A 25,147-nucleotide genomic window follows, 5' to 3' on the forward strand; every position below is an offset into this window, starting at 1 on the left:
CTAGTTCCCCGGAGCGGCCGCCTCGGTCTCGCCCTCACCGGGGTCGCCGCCCGTCCCGCCGACGGCGGGCTCGTCCTGCGGCCAGCCGGAGAACTGCCAGCCCTCGACGGACGGGTGGTCCTCGCCCTTCGCGTACGCGTACGCCCGTGCCGCGTCGCGCGCCTCGGCGAGCTTCGCGATGAGCCCCGCGTAGCGGTCCGGGTCGACCCGGGTCAGCGCGTCGTGGGCCAGCGCGAACCGGTCCATCTCGTTGCGCATCAGCATGTCGAACGGCGACGTGGTGGTGCCCTGCTCGAGGAAGCCGTGCACGTGCAGGTCGTCGTGCCCGTGGCGACGGTAGGTGAGCTGGTGCACGAGTGAGGGGTACCCGTGGAAGGCGAACACCGCCGGGGTCCCGGGCAGGAACAGCTCGTCGTACCGTTCATCGGGGATCGGGTGCGAGTGCTTGCGGGTGTCGCCGAGCGAGAGCAGGTCCACCACGTTGACGACGCGGACGCCGACCTCGGGAGCGAGCTGGTTGATCAGGTCAGCGGCGGCGATCGTCTCCACGGTGGGCACGTCACCAGCGCTGACGAGCACGACGTCGACGTGGCCGACGCGCTGCTCGGTGCCGGCCCAGTCCCACACGCCGACCCCGGCGTCGGCGTGCGCGATCGCGTCCTCCAACGACAGGAACACCGGCTCCGGGTGCTTGCCGGCGACGATCACCTCGATGCGGTCGGTCGTCTCCATCGCGTGGGTCGTCACGGCGAGCAGCGTGTTCGCGTCGGCGGGGAGCTTGATCCGGACGAGGTCCTGCTGCTTCGAGGCGACGACGTCCAGGAAGCCGGGGTCCTGGTGCGAGAAGCCGTTGTGGTCCTGCCGCCAGACGTGCGACGACAGCAGGATCGTGAGGTTCGACACCGGTGCGCGCCAGTCGATGCCCTCCGACGACTCGAGCCACTTGGCGTGCTGTCCGACCATCGAGTCGATGATGTGCGCGAAGGCCTCGTAGGTGTTGAGGATGCCGTGGCGACCGGACAGGACGTACCCCTCGAGCAGCCCCTCGAGCAGGTGCTCGGACAGCACCTCGATCACGCGGCCGGTCGGGGCGAGGTGCTCGTCCTCGGGGTCGTTGCCGGCACGCCAGACGCGGTTCGTCACGTCGAACACCGCGTCGAGCTTGTTCGACACGGTCTCGTCCGGCCCGAACAGCCGGAACGACGACGGGTTGCGTCGTGCCAGCTCGGCCAGCCACGGGCCGAGCGTGCCGGTCGAGGACGCGTCGGAGCCGGCCTCGACACCGAACTCCGTCAGGTCGGGGCGGTCGAGCGCGGTGCGGATACGTCCACCGTTGGCGTGCGGCGTCGCACTCATGCGCTTGTCGCCCTCGGGGCGGATCGACTCGAGCAGCCCGATGCCGGCCCCCTCGGCGTCGAACAGCTCGGACGGGTCGTAGGACTCCATCCAGCCCTGCAGCTGCTCCAGGTGCTCGCGGTTGTCGCGGACGGCCGGGAGCGGCACCTGGTGGGCACGGAACGTCCCCTCGACGCGCTGGCCGTCGACCTCCTTCGGCCCGGTCCAGCCCTTCGGGGTCCGCAGGACGATCATCGGCCAGCGCGGCCGGATGTCCGATGCCCCGGCCATCTCGCCGGCGGCGGCACGGGCCGCCTGCGCGCGGGCAGCGGCCTGGATGTCGTCGATCGCGGCGAGGGCACGGCGGAGGGCGCCGTCGAACAGGGCGTGCACCGCGAAGGGGTCGTCGCCAACCCGCGAGGAGTCGACGACGATCGGGTCGTACCCGAGCCCGCGGAAGTACGCCGTCAGGTCCTCGGCCGGGATGCGCGCGAGGATCGTCGGGTTCGCGATCTTCCACCCGTTCAGGTTGAGGATCGGGAGCACGGCACCGTCGGCGACCGGGTCGAGGAACGTGTGGGCCTGCCACGAGCCGTTGAGGGGGCCGGTCTCCGCCTCGCCGTCGCCGACGACGCAGGTCACGACGAGGTCGGGGTTGTCGAGTGCCGCTCCGTAGGCGTGCGCGAGGGAGTACCCGAGTTCGCCGCCCTCGTTGATCGAGCCCGGGGTCTCCGGCGCCGCGTGCGACGGGATCCCGCCCGGGAAGGAGAACTGGCGGAAGAACTGCTGCAGCGTCGTACCCGGGTACAGCTCCTGCCAGGTGCCGTCGAGCCAGGCGTTCGCGTTCATCGCGGGACCGCCGTGCCCCGGGCCGCAGATGTAGAGCATGTCCCGCCCGGAGGACGCGATCAGTGCGTTGCAGTGCGCGTAGACCAGGTTGAGCGCCGGTGAGGTGCCCCAGTGTCCGAGCAGGCGCGGCTTGATGTCGTCCGGGGTCAGCGGGCGTTCCAGCAGCGGGTCGTCCAGCAGGTAGATCTGCCCGACGGTCAGGTAGTTCGCCGCACGCCACCACGCGTCGATCGCGCGGATCCGGTCGGTCGTCGGCAGGTGCTCAGGAGCCATGCCACCACCGTACGGACGGCGGCTGCGGCGGTGTCGGGAAAACTCGTCCCAATCCGTTCTGCGAGGGGTGCCGAATCAGCAGCACAGGGCGAACGCCCAGAAGGCTTCCCGGTCTCGTCCGGTCGGGGCTCAATCAACTCACAGAAGAGGAACGATCACCATGCGCAAGATCACCAAGACCACCCTCTCGGTCGCCGCTGCCGGCGCGATCATCCTCGGCGGCGCCGGGTTCGGCATCACCGCCGCGAACGCCGCGACGCCCACGATCCACACGGTCGCGTCGTCCTCGTCGAAGATCCCCGCCCCCGTCGCATCGGTCCCCGAGGTCAAGGGCGGGAACACCTCCGTCGCCCTCGACTCCGGCTTCACCGACGCCCTCACCAGCCTGGGCCTGACCCCGGGTGTGTCGGGTTCCGCGAAGCTCGCCGACGGCGCCGTGTCGTTCCCGATCACCGCCGGCTCCGTCACCTACTGGTCCCCGGATGGGTCCTACCGTCCCTACGTGCAGGGCCTGCTGAACCACAACGGTTCGGGTCTGACCCTCGCCGCGGGCGGCACGACCGTCACGCTGGAGAACTTCGTCGTGAACCCGGGCTCGTCGAAGCTGTACGGTGACGTCCTGGTCAACGGTGAGGTCGCCGCGTCGAACGCGTACCTGTTCTCCCTGCACGGTGGCACCCTCAAGCCGCTGCAGCTCGAGGGTGACAACGCGATCCTGACCGGCACCACCGTCCACGTCTCCGACGACGCCGCGAAGCTGCTCAACAGCACCTTCAAGACCGACGCCGTCAAGGGCGGCCTCCTCGTCGGTACCGCCACCATCACCGCCCAGATCAAGTAACACCCCCCGCGCCACCAGCGCACAGCACCACACCCCGCAACGGACACAGCACCACGCAACCGCGTGGTGCTGTGTCCGTTGTGCGGTTCCGGGGTCAGCCGGGAGGCCCGGGCCGGCTCAGTCGTGTCGGCGCCACCAGCGACGCGGCCGGGAGCCGAGCTGCTGCTCCTCGGCGGCTCGCGCGGCGGACGCGAACCGCGCCGCGCGACGCTCGCGCCACCGCGCGAGCTCGGACTCGACGTCGCGGAGCGGGGTGACGACGGGCGGTCCGCCCAGCAACTGCCGGCGCGCTTCCTTCACCCGGGCGTTGAAGTCGACCAGGACGTCGCGCACGTCCGACTCCACCGACAGGGCGTCGAGCGCGTCGTCGAGCTCGGCGTCCTCGGTGCGCAGGGCCAGCGCGGGTGGGGCGATGCCGCGGATGTCCTCGCGCTCGATCTTCGACTTGATCCACCAGTCCGGATCGTGCTGCCCGTCGTTCCCGGGCAGCGGCTTGCCGTGGTACGGGTTGCCCTCGAACACCCCGCGGCGTTCGGCGTCCTCGATCTGCGCCCGGGCGTGTGCCGCGACGTCGGCGGCCTTGAGCAGCCGACGTTCCTCGCGCACCTCGTCCGGGTCGAGCGAACCGCGCTGGACCTCGCTGTCGACGAGCTGCTGGTAGCGGTAGCGCGCGGCCCGGCGGAGGCGGTCCATGCGTGCGTCGATGTCGTTCATCGTCAGACCATGATGCCCCGTACCCCCGACGACGTCACCCAGGACTGCGCGGCCGGGGTCACTGCTCGGCCGACACCTCTTCGATCGTGAGCGCCGCCTGGATCAGCGCCAGGTGGGACAGCCCCTGGGGGATGTTCCCCATGAACTCACCGTCCACCGCGCTCAACATCTCGCTGAACAGCCCGACGTCGTTGGCCTGGTCGACCATCTGGTCCATCAGGGCAGTGGCCTCGTCGATCCGCCCGACGCAGGCCATCGCCGCCGCCAGCCAGAACGAGCACGCGACGAAGGGGGACTCCTCGTCCTCCATGCCCGTGTAGCGGTAGACGAGGGGTCCACGCTGCAGCTGGTCCTCGATCGCCCGGATGGTCGACTCCATGCGCGGCCCGCGGTCGAACGACGACATCGCGTGCAGCAGGACCGAGGTGTCGATCGCCGTCGAGCCCTCGTACATGACGTAGTAGCCGAGCTCCTCGTTCCAGCCGTGCTCCGCCACCCACTGCTCGATGAGCTCGCGGTTCTCGACCCACTTCGCCCGCGGGCCGTCGATCATGCCCGCGTCGTGCAGCTCGATCGCGGCGTCCAGCGCCTGCCAGCACCCCATCTTGCTCGACACGTAGTGCTGCGTCTCCTCGAGCTCCCACATGCCCGAGTCGGCCTCGGGCCAGCGGTGGCAGGCGTCGTCGGCAAGGCGCTCCAGCACCGCGGCCGTCGCGCGGTCGAGCACGTTGCCCGCCACGACGTACTGCCGCATGATCTCGAACACGTCGCCCCAGACCCCGAGCTGGAGCTGGTCGCCGGCCCGGTTGCCGACGGTGACCGGCCCGATGCCGTTCCACCCCGGCACGTCGCGCTCCTCGACCTCGTCGGTCTTCGAGCCGTCGAGCCGGTAGAAGATCGGCATGGTCTCGTCGTGCTCGCCGATGGTCCGCATCACCCACGAGACCGCCGCGTGGGTCTCCTCGCGCAGGCCGAACCGGGTCAGCGCGTGCACCGTGTACGACAGGTCGCGGACCCACGCGAAGCGGTAGTCCCAGTTCTTGCCGCCGGTGCGGTCCTCGGGCAGGCTCGTGGTGGCCGCGGCCGCGATGGCGCCGGTCGGCGAGAAGATGAGCAGCTTCAGGGCGAGGGCGCTCCGTTGCACGGCGTCCGACCACGGTCCGTCGTACGAGAACTCCTCCGACCACGTCGACCAGTTCTCGATCGTCCGGTCGACCGCGTCGAGCGTGCTCTCCGGGTCCGGCATGAAGATCGGCTCGTTGTGCGTGCCGACGATCGTCAGGATCGACCTCGACCCCTCGCTCGTGGTGAAGCGGCCGGAGAACCGCGGCCCGTCGTCGTGGACCGGCTCGAACCCGACCTCGACGATGGCGATGGTCACCCCGTCGATGCCGATCACGGCGCCGTTCGCCGTGTCGAGCCGCTTCGGCTCGGCGGTGTTCAGCAGCGTGCCGGGCACGACGGCCCACTCCATCTCCACCGAGCCCTCGACGCCCTGCACGCAGCGGGCGATCTCGGCCCACGGCAGCCGGCCGGCGACGCCGGTGACCATCGCGTCGGTGACCGTGGCCTTCCCGGACGAGGTCGTCCACGTCGACACGAGCACGTTCGTGCCCGGCAGGTACTCGCGCGACACCGTCGCGTCGGCGTCGGTCGGGCGGAGTGCGACGTGCCCGCCGTGCTCGGCGTCGACGATGCTCGCGAACACCGGCGGCGAGTCGAGCGAGGGGACGGGCAGCCAGTCGATCCGGCCGTCGAGGGCGATGAGCGCGACGGTCCGACCGTCGCCGATGGCCCCGTAGGAGCGGAGCGGCACGTACCCGTCGGTGCGCTCCTCGTTGCCGGAGGCGTCCGGGGTGTCGTGAGTGCGTTCGAGCATGCACCCATGCTGCCCGGAGCTGTCGACGGAGGCTCAGGACCCCGTACCCCGTCCGGCGGAGCGGAGCCGGTCCTCCCGTCGGTCGGTCCGGCCGCCACTCCGGACGCGGGTTGTGCATCCCGGGCGTGTCGCGCTAGTCTCGCTCTCCTGCCCGCCCCGGGCAGGACCTGCCAGCGGCAGGACACCGGAAGGACCGCGCATGCGCGCCGTGCAGTATCCCGAACAGCGGATCGAGCTCCAGCTCGATGCGCTCGTGGTGCTGCCCGAACAGCGCAGCGAGCAGCAGTCCACCGGCAATCCCGCGTAGGCACGACCGTCACACGACGCCCCCGTGCCCACCCGGCCCGGGGCGTCGCTCGCCGTCCTCCTCGCGTCCGTCACGGACGCCGCGTCCGTCAGGACGTTCAGTCCGGATCGGACAGGAGGCTCGGCGTGGTTCCGCCTCGGACCGTCACCACCACCACGACGAGACGAGAAGGACCAATGAAGAAGATCACCGGCCGGCTGCTGTCCTGGGCGTCACTGCTCGAGGACAACACGGAGCAGCAGGCCCGCACGACGGCGGCGATGCCGTTCGTGTTCCCGCACCTGGCGCTCATGCCCGACGCCCACCTGGGCCTCGGCGCGACCGTGGGGTCCGTCATCCCCACGCTCGGCGCCGTCATGCCCGCGGCCGTCGGCGTCGACATCGGCTGCGGCATGATCGCCGTGCGCACGCAGTTCACGGCGGACCAGCTGCCCGCTGACCTGCGTCCGCTCCGCGAGCAGATCGAGCGCGCGATCCCGCTGTCGGCCGGCGCGTCGAACCGGAAGGTCGTGGCCACCGCGGCGCCGCGGATCGCCGAGCTCGAGACGATGGCCGAGGCCGCGGGCTTCGACCCCTCGGCCGTGCTCGGGACCTGGCGCAACCAGCTCGGCACGCTCGGGTCCGGCAACCACTTCATCGAGGTCAGCCTCGACGAGGAGGACCGGGTCTGGCTGTTCCTGCACTCCGGATCGCGGGGTGTCGGCAACAAGATCGCTCAGCGGCACATCACGGTCGCCAAGGCCGCGATGGAGCGCTGGTGGATCACCCTGGCGGATCCCGACCTGGCGTACCTGGTCGAGGGCACACCCGAGTTCGACCGGTACATCGCCGAGCTCCGGTGGGCGCAGCACTTCGCCCTGCTGAACCGCGAGGAGATGATGGACCGGGTCGTCCGGCAGCTGTCCGAGGTCATGGGCACGCCGGTCGACGAGCAGGAGCGGATCAACTGCCACCACAACTTCACCCAGCGTGAGACGCACTGGGGGAAGTCGGTGTGGGTGTCCCGCAAGGGTGCGATCCAGGCGCGCGAGGGCCAGCTCGGGCTGATCCCCGGGTCGATGGGCACCGCGTCATACGTCGTCGAGGGGCGGGGCAACAAGCCGTCGCTCGAGTCCTCGCCGCACGGCGCCGGACGGATGTACTCGCGGTCGGCCGCTCGTCGCACGTTCACGCACGACGAGCTCCGGGCCGCGATGGCCGGGATCGAGTACCGGGACACCGACGCGTTCCTGGACGAGATCCCGGCGGCCTACAAGCCGATCGACCAGGTCATGGCCGACGCCGAGGACCTGGTGACCATCCGGCACACGCTGCGGCAGGTCGTCAACGTGAAGGGCGACTGAGGGGTCGCGCTGCGGACGGGAGGCACGGTACTGGCCCGCGCCGTGCCTCCCGTCCGCGCCCGGCGCGCACACGTCCCAGCTGCATCGGGCAGTGTGGTGTCCCGTGACCGACAGCGCTGAAGCCACTGCCCGCGAGACCGGACGCCAGGTGCGTCGCGCCGCCGACAGCCGGTGGTTCGAGACGACCGCCCGCGGCGGGTTCGTCGGCAGCGGTGTCGTGCACCTGCTCATCGGGTACCTGGTGATCTTGCTCGGCATCGGGAGTGCCGCCGGCCAGAGCGGCGGCCAGGGCTCGCAGTCCGGTGAGACCGACCAGTCCGGCGCGCTGGCGCAGCTCGCGGCGGTCCCCGGCGGGGTCGTCCTGCTGTGGCTCGTCGCAGTCGGTACCGCGGCGCTGACGATCCGGCTCGTCGTCGAGGCCGTCGTCGGTGGCCGGACCGACACCGCGCGGTCGTGGCTCAACCGGGCGAAGAACGCCGGCAAGGCGATCGTGTACGGCGTGATCGCGTACTCGTCGGCGTCGTTCGCCCTCGGCGCCGGGAAGAGCTCCTCTGGATCGACCCGCGGTGCGGCGGCGACGGCCCTCGCCACGCCGGGCGGGGTGTTCCTGCTGCTCGCGGCCGCTGCGGTCGCGATCGCCATCGGGATCGGTCTGGTCGTCATCGGCGTCCGCCGGTCGTACCGCAAGCAGCTCGTCACGCCCCCGAAGACCGTGGAGCGACCCCTGACGGTGCTGGCGGTGACGGGCTACGTGGCGAAGGGGATCGCCGTGACGATCGTCGGGGTGCTCGTCGCGGTGGCGGCGTTCCGGAGCGACCCGCAGCAGGCGTCCGGGCTCGATGCGGCGTTCGACGCGGTGAAGGGCGTGCCGGGTGGTGGCGTGCTGCTGGTGGTCATCGGGATCGGGTTCCTGGCCTTCGGTGCCTACAGCTTCCTGCGGGCGAAGTACGCCCGCATCTGACCATCGACCGGCCGCCGTCTGGACGACCACGGACCGACCCGACGGTAGACGGGGTCCATGACGACGAGCGCCACCACCGGTCCTGTCCGTGTCTTCGCCGACGCGGGTGCCGTCCTCGGCGAGAGCATCGTGTGGGACCCCGAGCACCAGCTGCTCCGGTGGACCGACATCACCCTCGGTGTCCTGAGCACCGCCGACGCGGACGGCGCGGTGCTCGACACCGCGACGTTCCCGCCGCCACTCGCGTCCTTCCAACCGCGGGCGGGGGGCGGTCTCGTGCTCGCCCTCGGTGACAGCGTCGTCGTCACCGACCCGGACGGCGGGGAGCCCAGGACGATCGCCCGCGTCGAGCACGCGCACGCCGGCATCCGGTTCAACGAGGGCAAGTGCGACCCCTTCGGCCGGTTCCTGGTCGGCAGCATGGACCTGACCACGGGGGAGCCCGACGGTGCGCTGTACGCGGTGGAGGCGGACGGCACGACCCGGCTGCTGCGCGGCGGCTTCGGGACCACGAACGGCATCGAGTGGTCACCCGAGGGCGACGTGATGTACGTCACGGACACCAGCACGTCGACGATCTACCGTGGGTCGTACGGCCCGGACGGCGAACTCGGCGAACTCGAGCCCTTCGTCGCCGGCGCCGCACACGACGGCCTGGTCCGAGACGACGAGGGCTGCTTCTGGGGTGCGATCTACGGCGGCGGCCGGGTCGAGCGGTACGACGCCTCCGGCGCGCACCTGGAGACCGTCGAGGTCCCGGCGCCGAACGTCACGTCGGTCGCCTTCGGAGGTGCCGACATGGGCACGCTGTTCGTCGCGACCGCCCGCGAGAACGCGACCGAGGAACAGCTCGAGCAGCACCCGCGCTCCGGTGCCGTCTTCGCGGTGCCGACCCGTGTGCACGGGTTCCCTGCGAACACCTTCGGGGGCTGACCCGCCGGGCAGCGCCTGGACGGAGGACACGGGCGGTAGTCTGGGCGACCGCCGACCCCGAGGAGACGCCCGTGAACGAGCAGGCCCCGCGTCACGCCGACGCGCTGGACGCGGAGACCGCCGACGTCGTGGTGAAGGTCGACCGGGTCCCGGTCGACCACACGTACGTGCGGGTGTCCTCGATCGGCGAGGTCGGCGAGCGCTCCTTCCTGCTCGTGGCGGGCCTGGGCATCGCGTCGACCTACTACGAGCGGCTCGCGCCGAACCTCGAGGAGTTCGGCCCCGTCCGCGCCCTCGACCTGCCCGGGTTCGCCGGGGTGCCGAAGTTCCGGGGCGCCGTGTCGATCGAGCGCTACGCCGACGCCGTCGAGACGGTCATCGCCGAGCTCGGTCTGACCAACCCCGTGCTGGTCGGCCACTCGATGGGGACCCAGGTCGTCACCGAGGTCGCCGCCCGGCACCCCGAGTACACCCACGTCGTCCTGATCAGCCCGGTCGTCGACTCGACCGCCCGGACGATCAGCGAGTCCGCCGTCCGCTTCGTCCGGTCGGCGGTGCACGAACCGGCAGCGGTCCGGTGGCACGCCGTCACCGCGTACGCACTGTGCGGCTGGCACTGGTTCCGGAAGGTGCTGCCGAAGATGGTCGCCTTCCCCATCGAGCAGCGCGCGCCGCACGTCCAGGCGCGGGTCCTCATCGTCCGTGGGGAGCGCGACGCGATGGTCCCGCGCGACTGGGTGCGGCGGTTGGCCCGGGTGTTCCCGTACGCGGTCCTGCGCGAGGTGGTGGGCGGCGCGCACTCGGTGATGCACGCCCAGGCCGACGCCGTTGCGCACCTGGCGGTCGCGCACGTCCGCGACGAGATCCCGGACCGCGGGGTGTCGTCGATGCAGCGCGTCCGCGACGACTCGACCGCGACGGACCTGTCGCGGCTCAGTCCGGGGGACGCCTGGCTGGTCGTGCGTGCGCGGTTCAAGGAGCTGCTCGGCATGGCGAAGGGCGACGACGAGGTGCTCGAGGCCGGCAAGTCCGCGCACGCGCTCGCGATGGCCGACGACGCCGACGACCCCGTGCCGGAGTCCGTCCGCCACGAGATCGTCGAGGCCGTGGCGCCCGAGCTGGACCGTACGGACAGCAAGCCGGCAGAACCGCGCGACCCGGGTCACTGACGACGAACGGGAGGCCCGTCACCGGTCCCGGGACCGGTGACGGGCCTCCCGTCGGTTGCGCCCACGGCGCGTGGTCTGCGCTCAGGCCGTGATGCGGCCCGGCAGCATGTCGGCCGTCAGGGAGTTCGCGTCGGCGAGCACCTTGCGGGCCTCGTCGGTCTTGTCCCACACGTTCCAGAGCAGCACGCCCCGGACCGTGTCGTCGTCGTCCAGGTAGTAGACGACGCCGGTGACGGTCGGGTCCTGCCAGTCCTCGACGGTCCGCAAGTGACTCGACACCTGGCCGACGGCCTCGTAGCCCATGTCAAACACGTCCGAGTAGTACATCGGCGTGTGGTCGTAGGTCTCGTCGGCGTCCGCGAGGTTGCGGCCGGCCTGTCGCCCCTGCTGCTGGGCGTTGTCAACGTGCTCGACGCGGCGCGTGCCGAGGATACGGTCCGGGTACTCCGCGACGTCACCCGCCGCGAACACCGACGGGTCGTCGGTCACCAGCGTCGAGGACACCACGATGCCGTCGTCGACGCGCAGTCCGGCGGCCGAGGCGAGTTCGGTCGCGGGCTCGATGCCGAGCCCGGCGACGACCGCGTCGGCCTCGATGACCGAGCCGTCGTCGAGCGTCAGCGTCACACCGGAGCCCGTGTCGGTCCCCGTCGTCACACGACGGCCGGTGCGCAGTTCCACACCGTGGTCGACGAACCGCTGTTGGAACGCGGCGGCCAGGCCCGGCGGGAACATGTTCCCGCCGACGACCTCGTCCGGGTCGACGAACGTCACGCGCGCGCCGTTCTGGACGACGCCGGAGGCGATCTCGGTGCCGATGTACCCGCCGCCGACCACGACCACGTGGGCACCCGCATCGGCGAGCGCGCGGAGCCGGCGGTAGTCGTCAGCGCTGCGGTAGCTCAGCACGCGGTCGGACGGCTGCAGGTCGGGGAGCCCGCGCGGGTGCCCGCCCGTGGCGATGAGCAACCGCTCGTAGCCGTGGGTGGTGCCGTCGGACGTCCGCACGGTCTTGGCGTCACGTTCGATCGCCGTCACGACGGTCCCGAGGAGGAACTCGGCGCCGGTCTCCTCGGTGTGCAGGTCGACCTTCTCGTCCCAGCTGAAGTCCGGGTCGGTCCAGAGCTTCTTGGACAGCGCCGGGCGGGCGTACGGGCGGTCGGTCTCCTCGCTGAGGATGCCGATCGTTCCGGACTCGTCGATCTCGCGGATGCCCCGGGCGGCCGCGTCGGCGACCATCCCGCCGCCGACGATGAGGTAGCGGTAGTCCGTCATGGTGTCGACGTCGCCGTCAGGCGTGCGTCGAGGCCTCGGCCGTCGACGGCGTCACCGCGGCAGCCAGCGGCGTGCTCGGTGCGCGGTTCTCGGCGCTGACCATCCAGGCGAGCTGCTCGAGGCGCTCGATGAAGCCGTGGAGCAGGTCCGCGGTCGTCGGGTCCTCGTCGTCGACCTCGTCGTGCACGTCGCGCATGGTGCCGGTCGCCTGGTACAGGCGGAGCGTGATCTGGTCGATCGCGTCGTGCGTCGTGATCTCGCCGTCCGGGAACTGGTCGAGGTGGCTCTGCGCGGCGACCGTCGAGGAACGCCCGTCCGGCACGGCGTACAGGGCGCGCATGCGCTCCGCGGTGTCGTCGGCGAACTCACGAGCGGCGTCGACGATCTCGTCGAGCTGCAGGTGCAGGTCGCGGAAGTTCGTGCCGAGGATGTTCCAGTGCGCCTGCTTGCCCTGGACGTGCAGGTCGATGAGATCCACGAGGACCGCCTGGAGGTTCTTGGCCATCTTGTCCGATGCGTGCATGATGACTCCTTTCGCGTCGGTGACCCTTCCGGTCTACGCGGTGCGGCAGGAGGCCTTCACAGTGCACGGTGAGGGTTCGTCCCCCGGGCGCCGGTCCGACCCGGTCAGTGCGTCGTCGCGGGGTCCACCTGGTCGACGGCGTCGCGCATGTGCTCGAGGAAGAACGCGACCGTGCGGGCGTCGTCGGCGGAGAGTCCCTCGGCGATGGACATCATCCGACGGTGCATCACGCCGAGGGTGGCGCGGACCTCGTCGTCGGTCTCGATGGTCGGGGTGATGACGAGGGCACGACGGTCGGTCGGGTGGGGGTGCCGGCGGACGTGGTTGCTCTTGACGAGGCGGTCGATGAGGATCGTCGTCGACGCGGAGCTGATCTTCAGGTACTTCGCCAGGTCCTTGGGGCTCACCATGGTGCCGGTGCGCTGGGCCTGCAGCAGGAACCGGACGGCCAGCAGGTCGGTCTCGCCCATGCCCATCGAGTCGCGGGTGCGTCGCCGCATGGCGGTCTCGGCGGCTCGGTATCGACGGAGCGCGTTCAGGACGGCGACACCGCGCTGGGTCGCGTCGTCGTCGGGGAACCAGTACCCGGACGCCTCGGTGATCTCCGTCGTGGTGGACATGCTCGGTAGCGTAACCCGCCTGGTAGCCAGGCTGCCTAGCGAACGTCCGGGTTGCGAGCAGACGTCCAGACAGACGGACGGGAGGCCCGTGGCGGTCTCGCCACGGGCCTCCCGTCCGTGCTGGGGTCGCGTCGCGACCGTCGGGCAGGTGCGCGGATGCGCTACGCAGCGACCCGCTCGGCCGCGGCCGTGGCGATCGCGTCGAGCGTCTGCTGCAGCTGCTCGGTGACCTCGGCGTCCTCGCGCGGGTGCGTCTCGGCGAAGCGGACGACCGACTGCGGGATCGCGACCTTGACGTCCTCGAGCACCGCGGCACCGGCGATCCCGGCCGCCTTGCGGGCGTCGTCGTGCGCCCAGACGCCGCCGTACTGGCCGAATGCCGAACCGATCACGGCGAGCGGCTTGCCGGAGATCGGCGAGGCACCGAACGGACGCGAGGCCCAGTCGAGCGCGTTCTTCAGCACGGCCGGGATCGTGCCGTTGTACTCGGGCGTGATCAGGAGGATGCCGTCGGCGTCGGCGATCGCCTGGCGGAACGCGACCGCTGCCTCGGGCGGGGTGTCGCCGTCGATGTCCTCGTTGTAGAAGGGCAGGTCGACGATGCCGTCGTACACGGACAGGTCGATGCCCTCGGGGGCGTGGTCGATCGCCGCTTCGGCGAGCTGGCGGTTGATGGAGCCGGCGCGGAGGCTGCCGACGAGCACGACGACGTTCGTCATGGTGACCCTTTCGTTGCGATGGTCCGTTGTCCAACGGAATGGTTACAGCAACAACCAATGCGTTCGCAGTGATCGGCATTCCCGCGCGGTCCGTGAGCGGCGTGTCGAGCGTGGGTACGCTCGGCGGGGTGACTCTCCGCACGCCCTCCAGCACCCCCGGCACCCCCGACCCGAACTGGTGGCGGCAGGCCGTCGTCTACCAGGTCTACCCGCGCAGCTTCGCCGACTCGAACGCCGACGGGCTGGGCGACGTCGAGGGCATCACCAGCCGCGTGCCGTACCTGGCGTCGCTCGGCGTCGACGCGATCTGGCTCTCGCCGTTCTTCCCCTCGCCGCTCGCCGACGGCGGCTACGACGTGTCCGACTACCGCGACGTCGACCCGCGGCTCGGTACCCTCGACGACTTCGACCAGCTGGTCCGGACCGCACACGCCCACGACGTCCGGATCATCGTCGACGTCGTCCCGAACCACACCTCGGACCAGCACGCCTGGTTCCGTGCCGCGCTCGCCGCTGCCCCCGGTTCGCCGGAGCGGGCGCGCTACGTCTTCCGCCAGGGATCGGGGCCGGACGGCTCGCTCCCGCCGAGCGACTGGGTGTCGAACTTCGGGGGGTCGGCCTGGACACGGGTGCCCGACGGGGAGTGGTACCTGCACCTGTTCGCACCCGAGCAGCCCGACCTGGACTGGTCGAACCCCTCGGTGCGGAGCGACTTCGAGGACACCCTGCGGTTCTGGTCGGACCGCGGGGTTGACGGGTTCCGAGTGGACGTCGCGCACGGCCTGGCGAAGGACCTGTCGGTGCCCTACCGGCCGTCGAACGGACACCAGCTGCCGCTGGACGGTTCCGACCCCCTGTACGACCGTGACGAGGTGCACGAGATCTTCGGCACGTGGCGTGCCGTGCTCGACGAGTACGACCCGCCCCGGGCCGCGATCGCCGAGGCGTGGACACCCGCACCGCGCCGTGTCCTGTACGCCCGGCCGACCGAGCTCGGGCAGGCGTTCAACTTCGACCTGCTCGAGGCCGCGTTCGACCCCGGGGTCTTCCGGGACCTCGTCGAACAGAACCTCGCGATGTCCGCGCACTCCGGCGCATCGAGCACCTGGGTGCTGTCGAACCACGACGTCGTCCGGCACGCCACGCGCTACGGGCTGCCGCTCGGCACGGACACGGACGCGTGGCTGATGACCGACGGCACCACGCCGCCGCTCGACCGTGCGCTGGGACTGCGTCGCGCGCGCGCCGCGTCGATGCTGCTCCTCGCGCTGCCCGGCTCGACCTACGTGTACCAGGGCGAGGAACTCGGGCTGCACGAGGCGGCGGCGATCCCGCGCGACCAGTTGCAGGACCCGAAGTGGCTGCGGTCCGGCCACACCGTCAAGGGCCGGGACGGCTGCCGGGTGCCGATCCCCTGGACGTCGTCGGGGCCGTCCTTCGGCTTCGGGGACGTGGCACCGTTCCTGCCGCAGCCGGTCGACTTCGGGGCGTCGTCGGTCGAGGCGCTCGAGGGCGACCCCGACTCCACGCTGTCGATGTACCGGCAGGCGCTCGCCGCACGACGACGGCTGCAGCAGGGGGAGTCGCTGACGTGGCTGGACACCCCGGCGTCGGTCGTCGGGTTCGCCCGGCACGACGGGTGGCGCTCGTACACGAACTTCGGCGACGCGCCGGTGCCGATGCCGTCCGGGACGGTGCTGCTGGCGTCGGGTCCGCTCGGCGACGGCGAGCTGCCCGGGGCGACGACGGTCTGGGTGGCGTAGGTCTCCTTCCTCCACCGTTCGACCTCGGCGTTCGGTCGTCCACAGATCGGGTCCGGCCCCGGCGGCCGGGATGCCCGGATCGCGACGATCGGTGCATGAACAGACCACTCACTGCTGCTCGTCCACCCGTCGGATCCTCCCGAGCGGTGCGCCGGGGCGTCGGGGCCCTCGTGGCGCTCGGCGGCCTGGCGCTCGCCGCGCTCCCGACCGCCCTCGCACCGCCACCACCCGCGTCCGCCGCCGACCTCGCCTTCCCCTGGGAGCAGGACTTCTCGACCGCGCAGGGCGGGGTGCTGAGCGGGGACGCCCGCATCCTCGACGGACGACTCCGGCTCACCGACGACCTGCCCAGCCAGGCCGGCTCGTGGGCCACGACCGACACGTTCCCGTCGACCGACGGACTCGAGATCGAGTTCGACTACGCGATGTACTCCGACGGCGGCGGGTTGCAGGCCGACGGGCTGCTGCTCTACCTGGCGGACGGAGCGGCCGCGCCCGGCGTCGGCGCACGCGGTGCAGGGCTCGGGTACAGCTGTGTCCGCCAGGCCACCCAGGGCGCGGGGACCTGTGACGTCCCGGGTGTCCCCGGCGGGTTCGCCGCCGTCGCGCTCGACCGGTACGGCAACTTCTCGCTGCCGATCAACGGCAGCGGTCCGGGCGCCCGGCCGGACTCGGTCGTCGTCCGTGGCTCGGGTGACGGCCTGTCGGGGTACCGGTACGTCACGGGCGTCCTCGCCCCGGGCGGTGTCGGCACGTCGGGCACCACGACCAGGAAGGTCCGCGTCACCCTGCTGCCCGGGGACGACGGGGAGCTGGCGGTGACCGTGCGCATCGCCGAGGGGGGTGCCCTGCGGACCGTCCTCGACGCCGTGCCCCTGCACGGCGACGGTCAGGCGGCGCTGCCGCCCACGCTCCGACTCGGGTTCGCCGGGGCCACCGGGTCGTCCGTCGACGTGCACGAGATCGACCACCTGCGGGTCCGCAAGCCGGCTGACCTGCGGGTCGAGCACACCCTGCCGGCGGCATCGGCGGGCGAACACCTGACGTACACCGTCACGGCGTCGAACCACGGCCCCAACGCATCGGACCCCAGCCCGTTCGCCGTCCAGGTCCCGGAAGCACTGCGTGACGTGCGCTGGAAGTGCGCCACCCCGGACACCTGCGGCGACGCCTCGGGCAGCGGCGATGTCGCGACGGACCTGTCGCTGGCGCGGGGTGCCACCGCACAGGTCGTCGTCGAGGGCACGGTCGACCCCGGTGCCAGCGGTCGGTTGGAGAGCCGGGCGACCATCGCGACCGCGCCGGACCTGGCCGACGTCGACGAGACGGACAACGTGTCCGTGGCCTCCGCGCCGGTCACCGCGGTCGCGCAACTCGGTACTGCCAAGTCGGTGTCGCCCGCGACCGACGTGCACCCTGGCGACGAGCTCGAGTACACCGTCACCGCGCAGAACCACGGTCCTGCCCGCGCGCACGACGTCACGGTGGTCGACGACCTGCCCGCCCCGCTCACCTTCGTCGGCAGCGACGACGACTGCAGCGCCGACGGGCAGCACGTCACCTGTCGCGCGGGCGGGGGCCTCGAACCCGACGGTTCGGCCGCCTTCCGGTTCCGCACGGTGCTCGACCCCGACTACCGCGGCGACGGCTCGGACGTGGTGAACGTGGCGACCGCAGCCTCCCCGACCGACCCCGACGGCGGCGACCCCTCGCCCGGAGTGGGCATCGTGGTCATCGACCCGGACGGGCCGGACCAGCCCGGTCCGTCGCCGACGCCCGGCGCGAGCACCACGCCGACTCCCGTCGCCGGCAGTGGCAGCGCTCCGACAGCCAAGCCAGCCAGCGGCGCAGGACACCGGGACGGGGCGCTCGCGTACACGGGTGCCGAGGGACTGGCCGTCCTGGGCGCGGTGGGGGTGGCACTCGCCGCCGCCGGTCTGACCACGTGGTGGGTGCTCCGGCGCCGAGCGAGCGCGTCCACCGGCGACAGCCCCGTCGACTGACGGCGCCTCCTGACCTCGGCACCGCGGACCAGCTCCGCGCTCCCGACCCGGGCCGCGCGGCCGTCCTGCGCGTCCCCGGGTCGGGATGGCCGCCGTTCGGCCCAGGTCGGAGCATCCTCAGCCCCGGGACCGCCCACGAGGCCCGCGCACGGAAGGGGCACATGACCGGCGGCGGTAGGATCGAACCCACGATCCGCATGCCGAAAGAGGTCTCGTGTCCGACTCCGTCGCCGACGCACACCAGCGCGCGCGGTACTGGCCGATCCCCGTCCTCCGGGCCGTCCCGGCTGCAGTCATCGCACTCGTCATCACCTTCTCCTCGAACCACGCCGCGGGCTACGGCCTGCTGCTGTTCGGGGTGTTCGCCCTCGTCGAGGGCGCGGTCCTCGGCATCGGCTCCGCGACCAGGCTCCGCGACGACCCGCGCTCGCGGCGGACGGCCCTGGCGCAGGCGGTCATCACCGTGGTCGCCGGGATCGTCGCCGTCGCCAGCAACGGGTTCGGGTTGACGGCGTTCATCGCCGTGCTCGTCGTGTTCGCGGTCCTGACCGGGGCACTCGAACTGACGCAGGGCATCCGCGCCCGCGGGCGGTCGCCGTTCGCCCGCGACTGGATGACCATCGGCGGGCTCACGCTGCTGCTGGCGATCGCATTCCTGGTGACACCGCCGGACTACTCGCAGCAGCTCGGCGGCATCGAGAAGGTCCCCGGCACGCTCGACGCCTCGGTCGTCCTCGTGGGCCTGCTCGGCGCCTACCTCGCCATCGCGGCGGTCTTCCACGTGATCGCCGGCCTCTCGCACAAGTGGGGGACGGTCGCTCCGGCGGCGTCCCCGGACGGAGCACCACACGCATGACCACCCCCAGCCGTCGTGACCGCCTGCGCCCGGTCGAGCTCCTCGGGATCTCCGCGATCGTCGCGGTCTTCGTCGGGCTCGTCGTGCTGTTCTCGACGCGCGAGGTCACGCTCGCGCTGGTCTTCCTCGGCGTCGCGTTCATCGTCGTGGTGGTCGTGCTCGCCATGCTCCAGCTCGCGTCCACCAGCGACCAGGACGACAACGACATGCTCGGCGGGCACAAGACCCCGGGCGAAGGAGACTCCGACGGCTTCCACTGAGGTCCGCAGCCCGCTCCCGGACACCCGCGAGCTCCCGTCGCGGTACCGCCACCGGTATCTGATCCTCGCGGTCTGCTGCATGAGCCTGTTCATCGTCTCGATGGACGCCACGGTGGTGAACGTCGCACTGCCGTCGATCGGGCGAGAGCTCCACAGCACCATCTCCGGGCTGCAGTGGACGATCGACGCCTACACGCTCGTCCTCGCCAGCCTGCTCATGCTCTCCGGTTCGACCGCGGACCGGATCGGGCGACGCCGGACGTTCCAGATCGGCCTGACCCTGTTCTCCATCGGGTCGCTGCTGTGCTCGATCGCGCCGAGCGTCGGGTGGCTCGTGGTCTTCCGGATGGTGCAGGCGGTCGGCGGCTCGATGATGAACCCCGTGGCGATGTCGATCATCACGGCGACGTTCGACGACGCGAAGGAACGCGCCAAGGCGGTCGGCGTGTGGGGCGCCGTCGTCGGCGTCTCGATGGGGGTCGGCCCGCTCGTTGGTGGCGCGCTCACGGACAGCGTCGGGTGGCGCGCCATCTTCTGGATCAACGTCCCGATCGGCATCGCGGCGATCGTCCTGACGTTCCTGTTCGTGCCGGAGTCCCGGGCATCGAAGCCGCGCCGTCTCGACCCGCTCGGCCAGGGCATCGTCATCGTGTTCCTCGCCACCCTCGTCGGCGGGCTGATCGAGGGGCCCCGGCTCGGGTGGGCGTCGGTCGGCACCCTCGGGCTGTTCGTCCTCGCGGCCGTGGCGCTCGTGCTGCTCGTGGTCGTCGAACGCCGGCGCGAGGAACCGCTGATCGACGTCCGGTTCTTCCGGAGCATCCCGTTCTCGTCATCGGTCGTGACCGCGGTGGTGGCCTTCGGGGCGAACGGGGCGTTCCTGTTCCTCAACGCCCTGTACCTGCAAGAGGTCCGTGGCATGACCCCGTTCCAGGCGGGGCTCTGGACGCTGCCGGCCGCCCTGGCGACGATGCTCGTGTCGCCGCTGTCCGGTCGGCTCGTCGCGTCCGTCGGCACGCGGGTGCCGCTCGTGTTGGCGGGCATCGGGATCCTCGGCGGCGGACTCGTGCTCACCACGATCGACGCGCACACGCCGATGCTGGTGCTGGTGGCGGCCTTCGTCCTGTTCGGCTTCGGGTTCGGCATGGTCAACGCGCCGATCACGAACACCGCAGTGTCGGGCATGCCCCGCGCGCAGGCCGGCTCCGCTGCGGCCGTCGCGTCGACGAGCCGTCAGACCGGGGTGTCGCTCGGGGTCGCGCTCGCGGGCACCGTCACGGGCGCGAGCGCCGTGGCGAGCGTCGGCGCGGACTTCGCCGTGGCGACGCACGCGATGTGGTGGATCGTCGTCGGGATCGGTGCCGCGATCGTCGCCGTCGGGTTCGTGTCGTCGTCGGCTGCCGCGCGGCGGTCGGTCGACCGGGTCGCACCCCTGCTCGACGCCTGAGCGATCCGCTCAGCGCCAGCGCCAGCGCCCGCGGCAGCGGCAGCGCCCGCGGCAGCGCCTGCTCCTGCGCCGGCGGCAGCGCCCGCTCCTGCGCCGGCGGCAGCGCCCGCTCCTGCGCCGGCGGCAGCGGCAGCGGCAGCGCCCGCACGGCTCAGCGCCGCGCGGCCACGATGTCCCGCGCCAGCGCCCGGACCGCCCGGGTCGGCTCGACGTCCCCCCGCATCGCGAGCCCCACGCGGAGCGGCTCGACCTCGTCCGACAGCGCGAGGACGACTCCGTCGTGTGCGACCCCCGCGTCCGGGACGACCCCGACGCCGAGCCCCGCGGCCGCGAACCGCACGACGGCGGGCATGTCGTTCATCTCTGCGACGATCCGTCGCCGGACGCCGAGACGCTCGCACGCCTGGTCGAGGATCATCCGGTTGCCGAAGCCGTGCGCCGTGTCGATGAACGACTCGTCGGCGAGTTCCCGGAGGGACACCGCGGCGCGCCCGGCGAGGGGGTGGTCGGGCGCCAGGAAGACGCGGAACGGCATCTCCCGCAGCGGCTCCACGACGATGCCCGCCGGGACGACCGGCAGGCCGGAGTACGCCAGGTCGAGCCGCCCCGCCACCAGGTCCTGCACCAGGCCAGTCGTGCCGGACGGCGAGGTCATCAGCTCGACGGTCACGAGCGGGTGCCGCTCCCGGAAGGTCCGGAGCACCCCGGTCAGGTCGACGACGTCCATGCTCGTGAAGATCCCGAGCCGGACCCGTCCCCGCAGGTCGGCGTCGTCCGAGGTCGCCAGGTCCCGCATCCGGTCGAGTGACGCGAGCACGGCGCGCGCGTGCGGCAGCAGGTCCTCACCGGCGGCCGTCAGGACCAGCGCTCGCCCCGTCCGGTGGAACAGCCGCACGTCGAACGAGCGCTCCAGACTCGCGATCCCCGCTGACACCGTGGACTGCGCCACCCACAGCCGCTCGGCCGCGCGGGTGACGCTGCCCTCGGCCGCAACCGTGACGAACTGTTCGAGCAGCCGTGTCTCCATGGGTTCATCATCGATCAGCTCGATGACGATCATCAAGCGCATCCGTTGGACTCGATGCTCGACGAGGACGATCATCGAGGCATGTCCTCGACCACACAGACCCATGACGCGTCCATCGGCGCTCCCGTCGTCGAAGCCCCTCGGGGACGCCGGGCGCACACCCGCCGACGCCACGACGTCGGGTTCTGGGCGGTCGCCTTCGCGTTCCTCGCGGTGATGGCGTTCGCGACGGTGCCCGCCCCGCTCTACGTGATCTACCAGGCGCGTGACGGGTTCCCCACGTTCACCACGACGATCGTCTTCGCGGCGTACGGGGTCGGGGTCGTCGGGTCGCTCTGGCTCGCCGGGCACCTCAGCGACGTGCACGGCCGCAAGCCGCTCATCCTCGTGTCCATCGCCCTCGAACTCGTCGCCGCCGTGCTGTTCCTGGTGTGGAACGACGTCAGCGGCCTCATCGTCGCGCGGCTCGTCACCGGGCTGGGCATCGGGACGCTGACCGCCACGGCGACGGCGCACCTCGGCGAGCTCCGGGTCCGTGCGACCGGCGACGAGGGGTCGGCGAAGGGCGCAAGCGTCGCGGCCGGCGTGGTGAACCTGGGGGGTCTGTCGCTCGGTGCCCTGGTCGGAGGGGCCCTGGCCGAGTTCGTCGGACAGCCGCTCCTGGTGCCGTACGCGGTCTTCGTCGTCGCGCTCGTCGTGGCCTTCGTCGTCGTCCTCGTCGCACCCGAGACGGTCGGCCGCCCCGAGCAGCGCGTGCCCTACCGCCCGCAGCGCATCCAGGCGCCGGCGGGCAAGGGCGCCGCGTTCTGGGCCGCGGGGACCGGCGCGTTCGCCGCGCTGGCGGTGCAGGGGCTGTTCACCTCGGTCGCCCCGACGTTCCTCGGCACCACCTTCCACGTCACCGACCGTCTGGCGGCCGGCGCGACGACCTTCGGGGTCTTCGCCGCGAGTGCGCTGTCGCAGGTCGTCTTCGCCCGGCTGGCGCAGCGCACGCAGATCCGTCTCGGCATGGTCCTGCTCGTCGTCGGTCTGGCGGTCCTCGCGGGCTCGGCGGTCGTACTGCAGGTCGCGGGCTTCATCGGGGGCGGGGTCGTCGCCGGGGCGGGCGTCGGCCTGCTCTTCCGCGCCAGCATCGGCAGCGCCGGTGCCCTCGCCGAGCCCGAGCAGCGCGGCGGGGTCCTCGCCACCGTCTTCCTCATCGCGTACGCCGGGCTGACCGTGCCGGTCGTCGCCGTCGGTGCGGCGCTGCTGGTGCTGCCGACGCTCCCCGTCCTCATCGGGTACGTGGTCCTCGTCTCCGTCCTGGCCGTCGTCGCCGGGGTCCGGCTGGCCGCGCGCGCCTGACGTCACCGGGCCTCCCGACCGGACGGGAGGCTCGGACCGGCTCCGGCATACTGGCCGCATGCCGTCGCGACGCAACCGTTCCGTCCTGACCGGACTCGCCGCGCTCGTGGCGGCCGGGCTGGTGGCCGGCGGGTTCGCGCTCACCGCGCAGCAGGGTGCGGACGACCCGGTGCTCGCCGGACCGTCGGCATCGTCGGTCCCCACGGCCGAGGCCACGGCGGACGGCGTGGTCGTGCTCGACCGGCGGGGGCCGGACCTGCCCGGCAGCGACGTCCTCGACCGGTGCGACGCCAGCAGCCGGGCGGACGTCGCGCGCTACGACACGACGGCCCTCGGCGACGTGGTCATGCAGTGCGGCAACTCCAGCCAGGGGTACGAGCACATCCGGGTGCGGCACACCGGCGACTGGCAGGACGTCCTGGGCGGGCAGGGCGATCGTGACTGGGACGACGCGATGCTCACGGCGGTGCAGTCCGCGCTCACGACGCCGCGCTCGGGCTTCCCGCGCGATGCCGGCGACGGCAAGGTCTGCTACGCCGCGGCCATGCGGTTCGACGACGGCTCCGCGCCGACGCCCGACGCGTTCGTGAAGGTCATCGTCTCGCGCACCACCGACCGCGTCATCACCGCCTACCCCACCCGCACCGACGACTGCTGACCCCGGGGGCGCGCCGGGGTGCGCGGGGGTGCGCCGTCGCGTGTGTGCGGACGCGTCACGTGCGGGCGGCCGGTGGCGCGACAGTGACGGTGTCGTACGACAGCGGTGGTGTCGTTCGGGTGGCGGGGGGCCGGTGGCGCGACAGTGACGATGTCGTACGACAGCGGTGGTGTCGTTCGGGTGGCGGGCGGCCGGTGGCGCGACAGTGACGATGTCGTACGACAGCGGTGGTGTCGTTCGGGTGGCGGGCGGCCGGTGGCGCGACAGTGACGATGTCGTACGACAGCGGTTGTGTCGTCCGGGTGGCGGGGGGGCCGGTGGCGCGACGGTGACGGTGTCGTACGACATCGGAGGTGTCGTACGGCTGACACACCCCAGGGAGAGCGCCCGCCGCCCTACGCGTGCACGTCGTGCTCGTGCCGCTGGTGCGACGCGGGCTCGAGCTGGAACGTGGAGTGCTCGACCGGCACGTCGAAGTGCTCGGCCACGCACTGCTGCAGCTCGTCGAGGATGGCCGGCGCGTGCGAGGTCGTGAAGCAGTGGTCGTCCACCACCACGTGCGCGGTCAGGTTCGGCACGCCGGTTGCCACGAGCGTGGCGTGCAGGTCGTGCACGGCGATGACGTGGTCGAGCTCGAGGATGTGGCCGCGCACGTCCTCGAGGTCGAGCCCCGGCGGCGTCGACTCGAGCAGCACGTTGGCGGTCTCGCGCAGCAGCCGGACGGCCCGGGGCAGGATGAGCCCGCCGATGACGATCGCCGCGATCGAGTCCGCACGTTCCCACCCGGTCAACGACAGCACGACGGCCGCGACGATGACCGCGACGGACCCGAGCGCGTCGTTGAGGACCTCGAGCCGCGCGGCCCGCGACGTGAAGTTCTCGCCCGAGGCCCGCATCAGCACGGCGAAGGCGACCAGGTTGCCGACGAGTCCGATGATCCCGAACACGAGCAGTGGCCCGGCGTGGATCTCGGCCGGCACGAACAGGCGCTGGATCGCGGACACGATCACGAACACCCCGACCGCGAGCAGGATCGCCGCCTGGGCCGTCGCACCGAGCACCTCGGCCCGCTGGAACCCCCACGTGCGCTGCGAGGTGGGCGAGCGCCGGGCGAGCCGTGTGGCCACGAGCCCGATGCCGATCCCGCCGGTGTCGACGACCATGTGCCCGGCGTCGACCAGCAGCGCGAGCGACCCGGTGACGACCGCGCCGACGACCTCGGCGAGCAGGATCGTCGCCGAGATGCAGAACGCGACGAGCAGCGCGCGCTCGTTCGCGCCCGCGTGCCCGTGTGCGTGGTCGTGTCCCATGCCTGCAATCGTAGGGACCGCGACCGACGACGTGCCAGGATCGCAAGCGTGACCCGGTCGCCCTACGAGCTGAGCATCGGTGCCGAGGTGCTTGCTCGGCTGCATCCGCGTCTCCGCACGTACTTCGGCCCGATCCCACCCGGGCACGTCGGCCGGGGTGCCGGTGCCTTCACCGTCGTCGGCACACCACGCCGGTGGCTCTGGCCCGTGCTGGCGCTGTTCGCCCGTGACGCCGTGATGTTCCCGGTCTGGGAGCGCGACGTGCCGTTCACGGTCGAGAACCGCCCGGTCACCGTCCGACGCGGTCGCACCGGCGGACGCGACGGCCGGCCCACGGCGGGACGGGAGGCCCACCCCGCCGTCCGCGCGCACCGCACCTTCCACTTCCGCACCGGGGACCGCACGATGGTCGACGCCATCACGGCGGAGCCGGCGGGGTTGGTCGACCACCTCGGTCGCCACGGGCGCGTCAGCGCCCGGCTCGCGGTCACGGTCGACACAGACGGCCCGGACGCCGGCGCCCTGCGCCTGGCCTCCACGCGTGTGTCGTTCCACGGGCTGGGACGCGAGTGGAGCCTGCCGGCCGTCGTCAGTCCACGTGTGACGCTCACAGAACGATTCGATGACGAAGCCGACCGGCAGCGCGTGTCCCTGGTGCTCTCGGCGCCGGTGGTCGGCACGCTGTACCGGTACGAGGGGGCGTTCCGGTACGCGATCGGACCGGACCCAGAACGGGGATGA

At 72.0% G+C, this 25,147-nt stretch carries 22 protein-coding genes; 13 read left to right on the forward strand and 9 right to left on the reverse strand.

Annotation, left to right across the window (positions count from 1 at the left end; genetic code table 11):
• Positions 1 to 2,457, reverse strand: coding sequence for a phosphoketolase family protein (locus tag DEJ13_RS01750; protein WP_111107599.1), 2,457 nt, complete (start codon positions 2,455 to 2,457; stop codon positions 1 to 3).
• A gap of 160 nt (positions 2,458 to 2,617) precedes the next feature.
• Between DEJ13_RS01750 and DEJ13_RS01755 the strand changes: the two genes are divergently transcribed.
• The gene (locus tag DEJ13_RS01755) at positions 2,618 to 3,298 is read left to right on the forward strand and encodes an ABC transporter substrate-binding protein (protein ID WP_111107600.1); all 681 of its coding nucleotides are present in this window, start codon (positions 2,618 to 2,620) and stop codon (positions 3,296 to 3,298) included.
• A 117-nt stretch (positions 3,299 to 3,415) separates the two neighbouring features.
• On the opposite strand, the gene DEJ13_RS01760 is transcribed toward DEJ13_RS01755, so the two are convergent.
• Both DEJ13_RS01760 and DEJ13_RS01765 read right to left on the reverse strand, forming a co-directional pair.
• Positions 3,416 to 4,012 carry a DnaJ family domain-containing protein gene (locus DEJ13_RS01760; protein WP_056123680.1) on the reverse strand — a complete coding sequence of 199 codons (597 nt, stop codon included), beginning with the start codon at positions 4,010 to 4,012 and terminating at the stop codon, positions 3,416 to 3,418.
• Between the two features lie 58 nt (positions 4,013 to 4,070).
• Entirely contained in the window at positions 4,071 to 5,891 is a 1,821-nt protein-coding gene (locus DEJ13_RS01765) for a glycoside hydrolase family 15 protein (RefSeq protein ID WP_111107601.1), read from the reverse strand.
• 483 nt (positions 5,892 to 6,374) lie between these two features.
• Between DEJ13_RS01765 and DEJ13_RS01770 the strand changes: the two genes are divergently transcribed.
• From DEJ13_RS01770 to DEJ13_RS01785, 4 genes are all read left to right on the forward strand, one after another.
• A complete protein-coding gene (locus tag DEJ13_RS01770; RefSeq protein WP_111107602.1) occupies positions 6,375 to 7,541 on the forward strand; it encodes an RtcB family protein in 1,167 nt (388 codons plus the stop codon).
• 103 nt (positions 7,542 to 7,644) lie between these two features.
• A complete protein-coding gene (locus DEJ13_RS01775) occupies positions 7,645 to 8,502 on the forward strand; it encodes a DUF1206 domain-containing protein (RefSeq protein WP_146245286.1) in 858 nt (285 codons plus the stop codon).
• 57 nt (positions 8,503 to 8,559) lie between these two features.
• The gene (locus DEJ13_RS01780) at positions 8,560 to 9,435 is read left to right on the forward strand and encodes an SMP-30/gluconolactonase/LRE family protein (protein WP_111107604.1); all 876 of its coding nucleotides are present in this window, start codon (positions 8,560 to 8,562) and stop codon (positions 9,433 to 9,435) included.
• Positions 9,436 to 9,506: 71 nt separating this feature from the next.
• On the forward strand, positions 9,507 to 10,604 hold the full coding sequence (locus tag DEJ13_RS01785; protein ID WP_056123670.1) for an alpha/beta fold hydrolase: 1,098 nt from the start codon (positions 9,507 to 9,509) through the stop codon (positions 10,602 to 10,604).
• An 81-nt stretch (positions 10,605 to 10,685) separates the two neighbouring features.
• On the opposite strand, the gene DEJ13_RS01790 is transcribed toward DEJ13_RS01785, so the two are convergent.
• The 4 genes from DEJ13_RS01790 to DEJ13_RS01805 all read right to left on the reverse strand — a co-directional run bounded on the left by DEJ13_RS01790 (position 10,686) and on the right by DEJ13_RS01805 (position 13,741).
• Positions 10,686 to 11,879, reverse strand: a complete 1,194-nt coding sequence (locus DEJ13_RS01790) for an NAD(P)/FAD-dependent oxidoreductase (protein WP_111107605.1) — start codon at positions 11,877 to 11,879, stop codon at positions 10,686 to 10,688.
• Positions 11,880 to 11,895: 16 nt separating this feature from the next.
• Entirely contained in the window at positions 11,896 to 12,402 is a 507-nt protein-coding gene (locus DEJ13_RS01795) for a Dps family protein (protein WP_056123664.1), read from the reverse strand.
• 104 nt (positions 12,403 to 12,506) lie between these two features.
• A complete protein-coding gene (locus DEJ13_RS01800) occupies positions 12,507 to 13,022 on the reverse strand; it encodes a MarR family winged helix-turn-helix transcriptional regulator (protein ID WP_056123661.1) in 516 nt (171 codons plus the stop codon).
• A gap of 161 nt (positions 13,023 to 13,183) precedes the next feature.
• Entirely contained in the window at positions 13,184 to 13,741 is a 558-nt protein-coding gene (locus DEJ13_RS01805; protein WP_056123657.1) for an NADPH-dependent FMN reductase, read from the reverse strand.
• Positions 13,742 to 13,779: 38 nt separating this feature from the next.
• On the opposite strand from DEJ13_RS01805, the gene DEJ13_RS01810 reads away from it, so the two are divergent.
• The 5 genes from DEJ13_RS01810 (at position 13,780) to DEJ13_RS01830 (ending at position 20,067) form a co-directional block, all read left to right on the forward strand.
• Entirely contained in the window at positions 13,780 to 15,504 is a 1,725-nt protein-coding gene (locus DEJ13_RS01810; protein WP_111107606.1) for a glycoside hydrolase family 13 protein, read from the forward strand.
• A 95-nt stretch (positions 15,505 to 15,599) separates the two neighbouring features.
• A complete protein-coding gene (locus DEJ13_RS01815) occupies positions 15,600 to 17,507 on the forward strand; it encodes a DUF11 domain-containing protein (RefSeq protein ID WP_146245288.1) in 1,908 nt (635 codons plus the stop codon).
• Positions 17,508 to 17,721: 214 nt separating this feature from the next.
• Positions 17,722 to 18,363, forward strand: a complete 642-nt coding sequence (locus DEJ13_RS01820) for a DUF308 domain-containing protein (RefSeq protein WP_111107608.1) — start codon at positions 17,722 to 17,724, stop codon at positions 18,361 to 18,363.
• Complete coding sequence (locus DEJ13_RS01825; protein WP_056123648.1) at positions 18,360 to 18,623, forward strand: hypothetical protein; 264 nt, start codon at positions 18,360 to 18,362, stop codon at positions 18,621 to 18,623. The genes DEJ13_RS01820 and DEJ13_RS01825 overlap by 4 nt, the downstream gene beginning before the upstream one ends.
• Positions 18,624 to 18,684: 61 nt before the next feature.
• Positions 18,685 to 20,067 carry an MFS transporter gene (locus DEJ13_RS01830; RefSeq protein WP_111107656.1) on the forward strand — a complete coding sequence of 461 codons (1,383 nt, stop codon included), beginning with the start codon at positions 18,685 to 18,687 and terminating at the stop codon, positions 20,065 to 20,067.
• Positions 20,068 to 20,218: 151 nt separating this feature from the next.
• Here DEJ13_RS01830 and DEJ13_RS01835 read toward each other — a convergent pair whose 3' ends face one another.
• On the reverse strand, positions 20,219 to 21,127 hold the full coding sequence (locus DEJ13_RS01835) for a LysR family transcriptional regulator (RefSeq protein WP_181437097.1): 909 nt from the start codon (positions 21,125 to 21,127) through the stop codon (positions 20,219 to 20,221).
• A 48-nt stretch (positions 21,128 to 21,175) separates the two neighbouring features.
• Between DEJ13_RS01835 and DEJ13_RS01840 the strand changes: the two genes are divergently transcribed.
• Both DEJ13_RS01840 and DEJ13_RS01845 read left to right on the forward strand, forming a co-directional pair.
• Positions 21,176 to 22,438 carry an MFS transporter gene (locus DEJ13_RS01840; protein WP_258374156.1) on the forward strand — a complete coding sequence of 421 codons (1,263 nt, stop codon included), beginning with the start codon at positions 21,176 to 21,178 and terminating at the stop codon, positions 22,436 to 22,438.
• 58 nt (positions 22,439 to 22,496) lie between these two features.
• Positions 22,497 to 23,096 (forward strand): hypothetical protein, encoded by a 600-nt coding sequence (locus tag DEJ13_RS01845; protein ID WP_111107609.1) that lies wholly within the window; start codon positions 22,497 to 22,499, stop codon positions 23,094 to 23,096.
• 395 nt (positions 23,097 to 23,491) lie between these two features.
• Here DEJ13_RS01845 and DEJ13_RS01850 read toward each other — a convergent pair whose 3' ends face one another.
• Positions 23,492 to 24,406: a cation diffusion facilitator family transporter gene (locus DEJ13_RS01850; protein WP_111107610.1), complete on the reverse strand. Its 915-nt coding sequence runs from the start codon at positions 24,404 to 24,406 to the stop codon at positions 23,492 to 23,494.
• 48 nt (positions 24,407 to 24,454) lie between these two features.
• Here DEJ13_RS01850 and DEJ13_RS01855 point away from each other — a divergent pair, with 48 nt between their 5' ends.
• Entirely contained in the window at positions 24,455 to 25,147 is a 693-nt protein-coding gene (locus DEJ13_RS01855) for a DUF4166 domain-containing protein (protein ID WP_258374157.1), read from the forward strand.

Origin of the sequence: Curtobacterium sp. MCLR17_007 (assembly GCF_003234655.2) — a bacterium.
Classification (GTDB): domain Bacteria; phylum Actinomycetota; class Actinomycetes; order Actinomycetales; family Microbacteriaceae; genus Curtobacterium.

Bases quoted from the DNA above. Each gene is read 5' to 3' on its own strand.
- DEJ13_RS01750 (WP_111107599.1), bottom strand. From the start codon at position 2,457: ATGGCTCCTGAGCACCTGCCGACGACCGACCGGATCCGCGCGATCGAC.
- DEJ13_RS01755 (WP_111107600.1), top strand. From the start codon at position 2,618: ATGCGCAAGATCACCAAGACCACCCTCTCGGTCGCCGCTGCCGGCGCG.
- DEJ13_RS01760 (WP_056123680.1), bottom strand. From the start codon at position 4,012: ATGAACGACATCGACGCACGCATGGACCGCCTCCGCCGGGCCGCGCGC.
- DEJ13_RS01765 (WP_111107601.1), bottom strand. From the start codon at position 5,891: ATGCTCGAACGCACTCACGACACCCCGGACGCCTCCGGCAACGAGGAG.
- DEJ13_RS01770 (WP_111107602.1), top strand. From the start codon at position 6,375: ATGAAGAAGATCACCGGCCGGCTGCTGTCCTGGGCGTCACTGCTCGAG.
- DEJ13_RS01780 (WP_111107604.1), top strand. From the start codon at position 8,560: ATGACGACGAGCGCCACCACCGGTCCTGTCCGTGTCTTCGCCGACGCG.
- DEJ13_RS01790 (WP_111107605.1), bottom strand. From the start codon at position 11,879: ATGACGGACTACCGCTACCTCATCGTCGGCGGCGGGATGGTCGCCGAC.
- DEJ13_RS01795 (WP_056123664.1), bottom strand. From the start codon at position 12,402: ATGCACGCATCGGACAAGATGGCCAAGAACCTCCAGGCGGTCCTCGTG.
- DEJ13_RS01800 (WP_056123661.1), bottom strand. From the start codon at position 13,022: ATGTCCACCACGACGGAGATCACCGAGGCGTCCGGGTACTGGTTCCCC.
- DEJ13_RS01805 (WP_056123657.1), bottom strand. From the start codon at position 13,741: ATGACGAACGTCGTCGTGCTCGTCGGCAGCCTCCGCGCCGGCTCCATC.
- DEJ13_RS01810 (WP_111107606.1), top strand. From the start codon at position 13,780: ATGGTTACAGCAACAACCAATGCGTTCGCAGTGATCGGCATTCCCGCG.
- DEJ13_RS01815 (WP_146245288.1), top strand. From the start codon at position 15,600: ATGAACAGACCACTCACTGCTGCTCGTCCACCCGTCGGATCCTCCCGA.
- DEJ13_RS01825 (WP_056123648.1), top strand. From the start codon at position 18,360: ATGACCACCCCCAGCCGTCGTGACCGCCTGCGCCCGGTCGAGCTCCTC.
- DEJ13_RS01835 (WP_181437097.1), bottom strand. From the start codon at position 21,127: ATGATCGTCATCGAGCTGATCGATGATGAACCCATGGAGACACGGCTG.
- DEJ13_RS01840 (WP_258374156.1), top strand. From the start codon at position 21,176: ATGTCCTCGACCACACAGACCCATGACGCGTCCATCGGCGCTCCCGTC.
- DEJ13_RS01845 (WP_111107609.1), top strand. From the start codon at position 22,497: ATGCCGTCGCGACGCAACCGTTCCGTCCTGACCGGACTCGCCGCGCTC.
- DEJ13_RS01850 (WP_111107610.1), bottom strand. From the start codon at position 24,406: ATGGGACACGACCACGCACACGGGCACGCGGGCGCGAACGAGCGCGCG.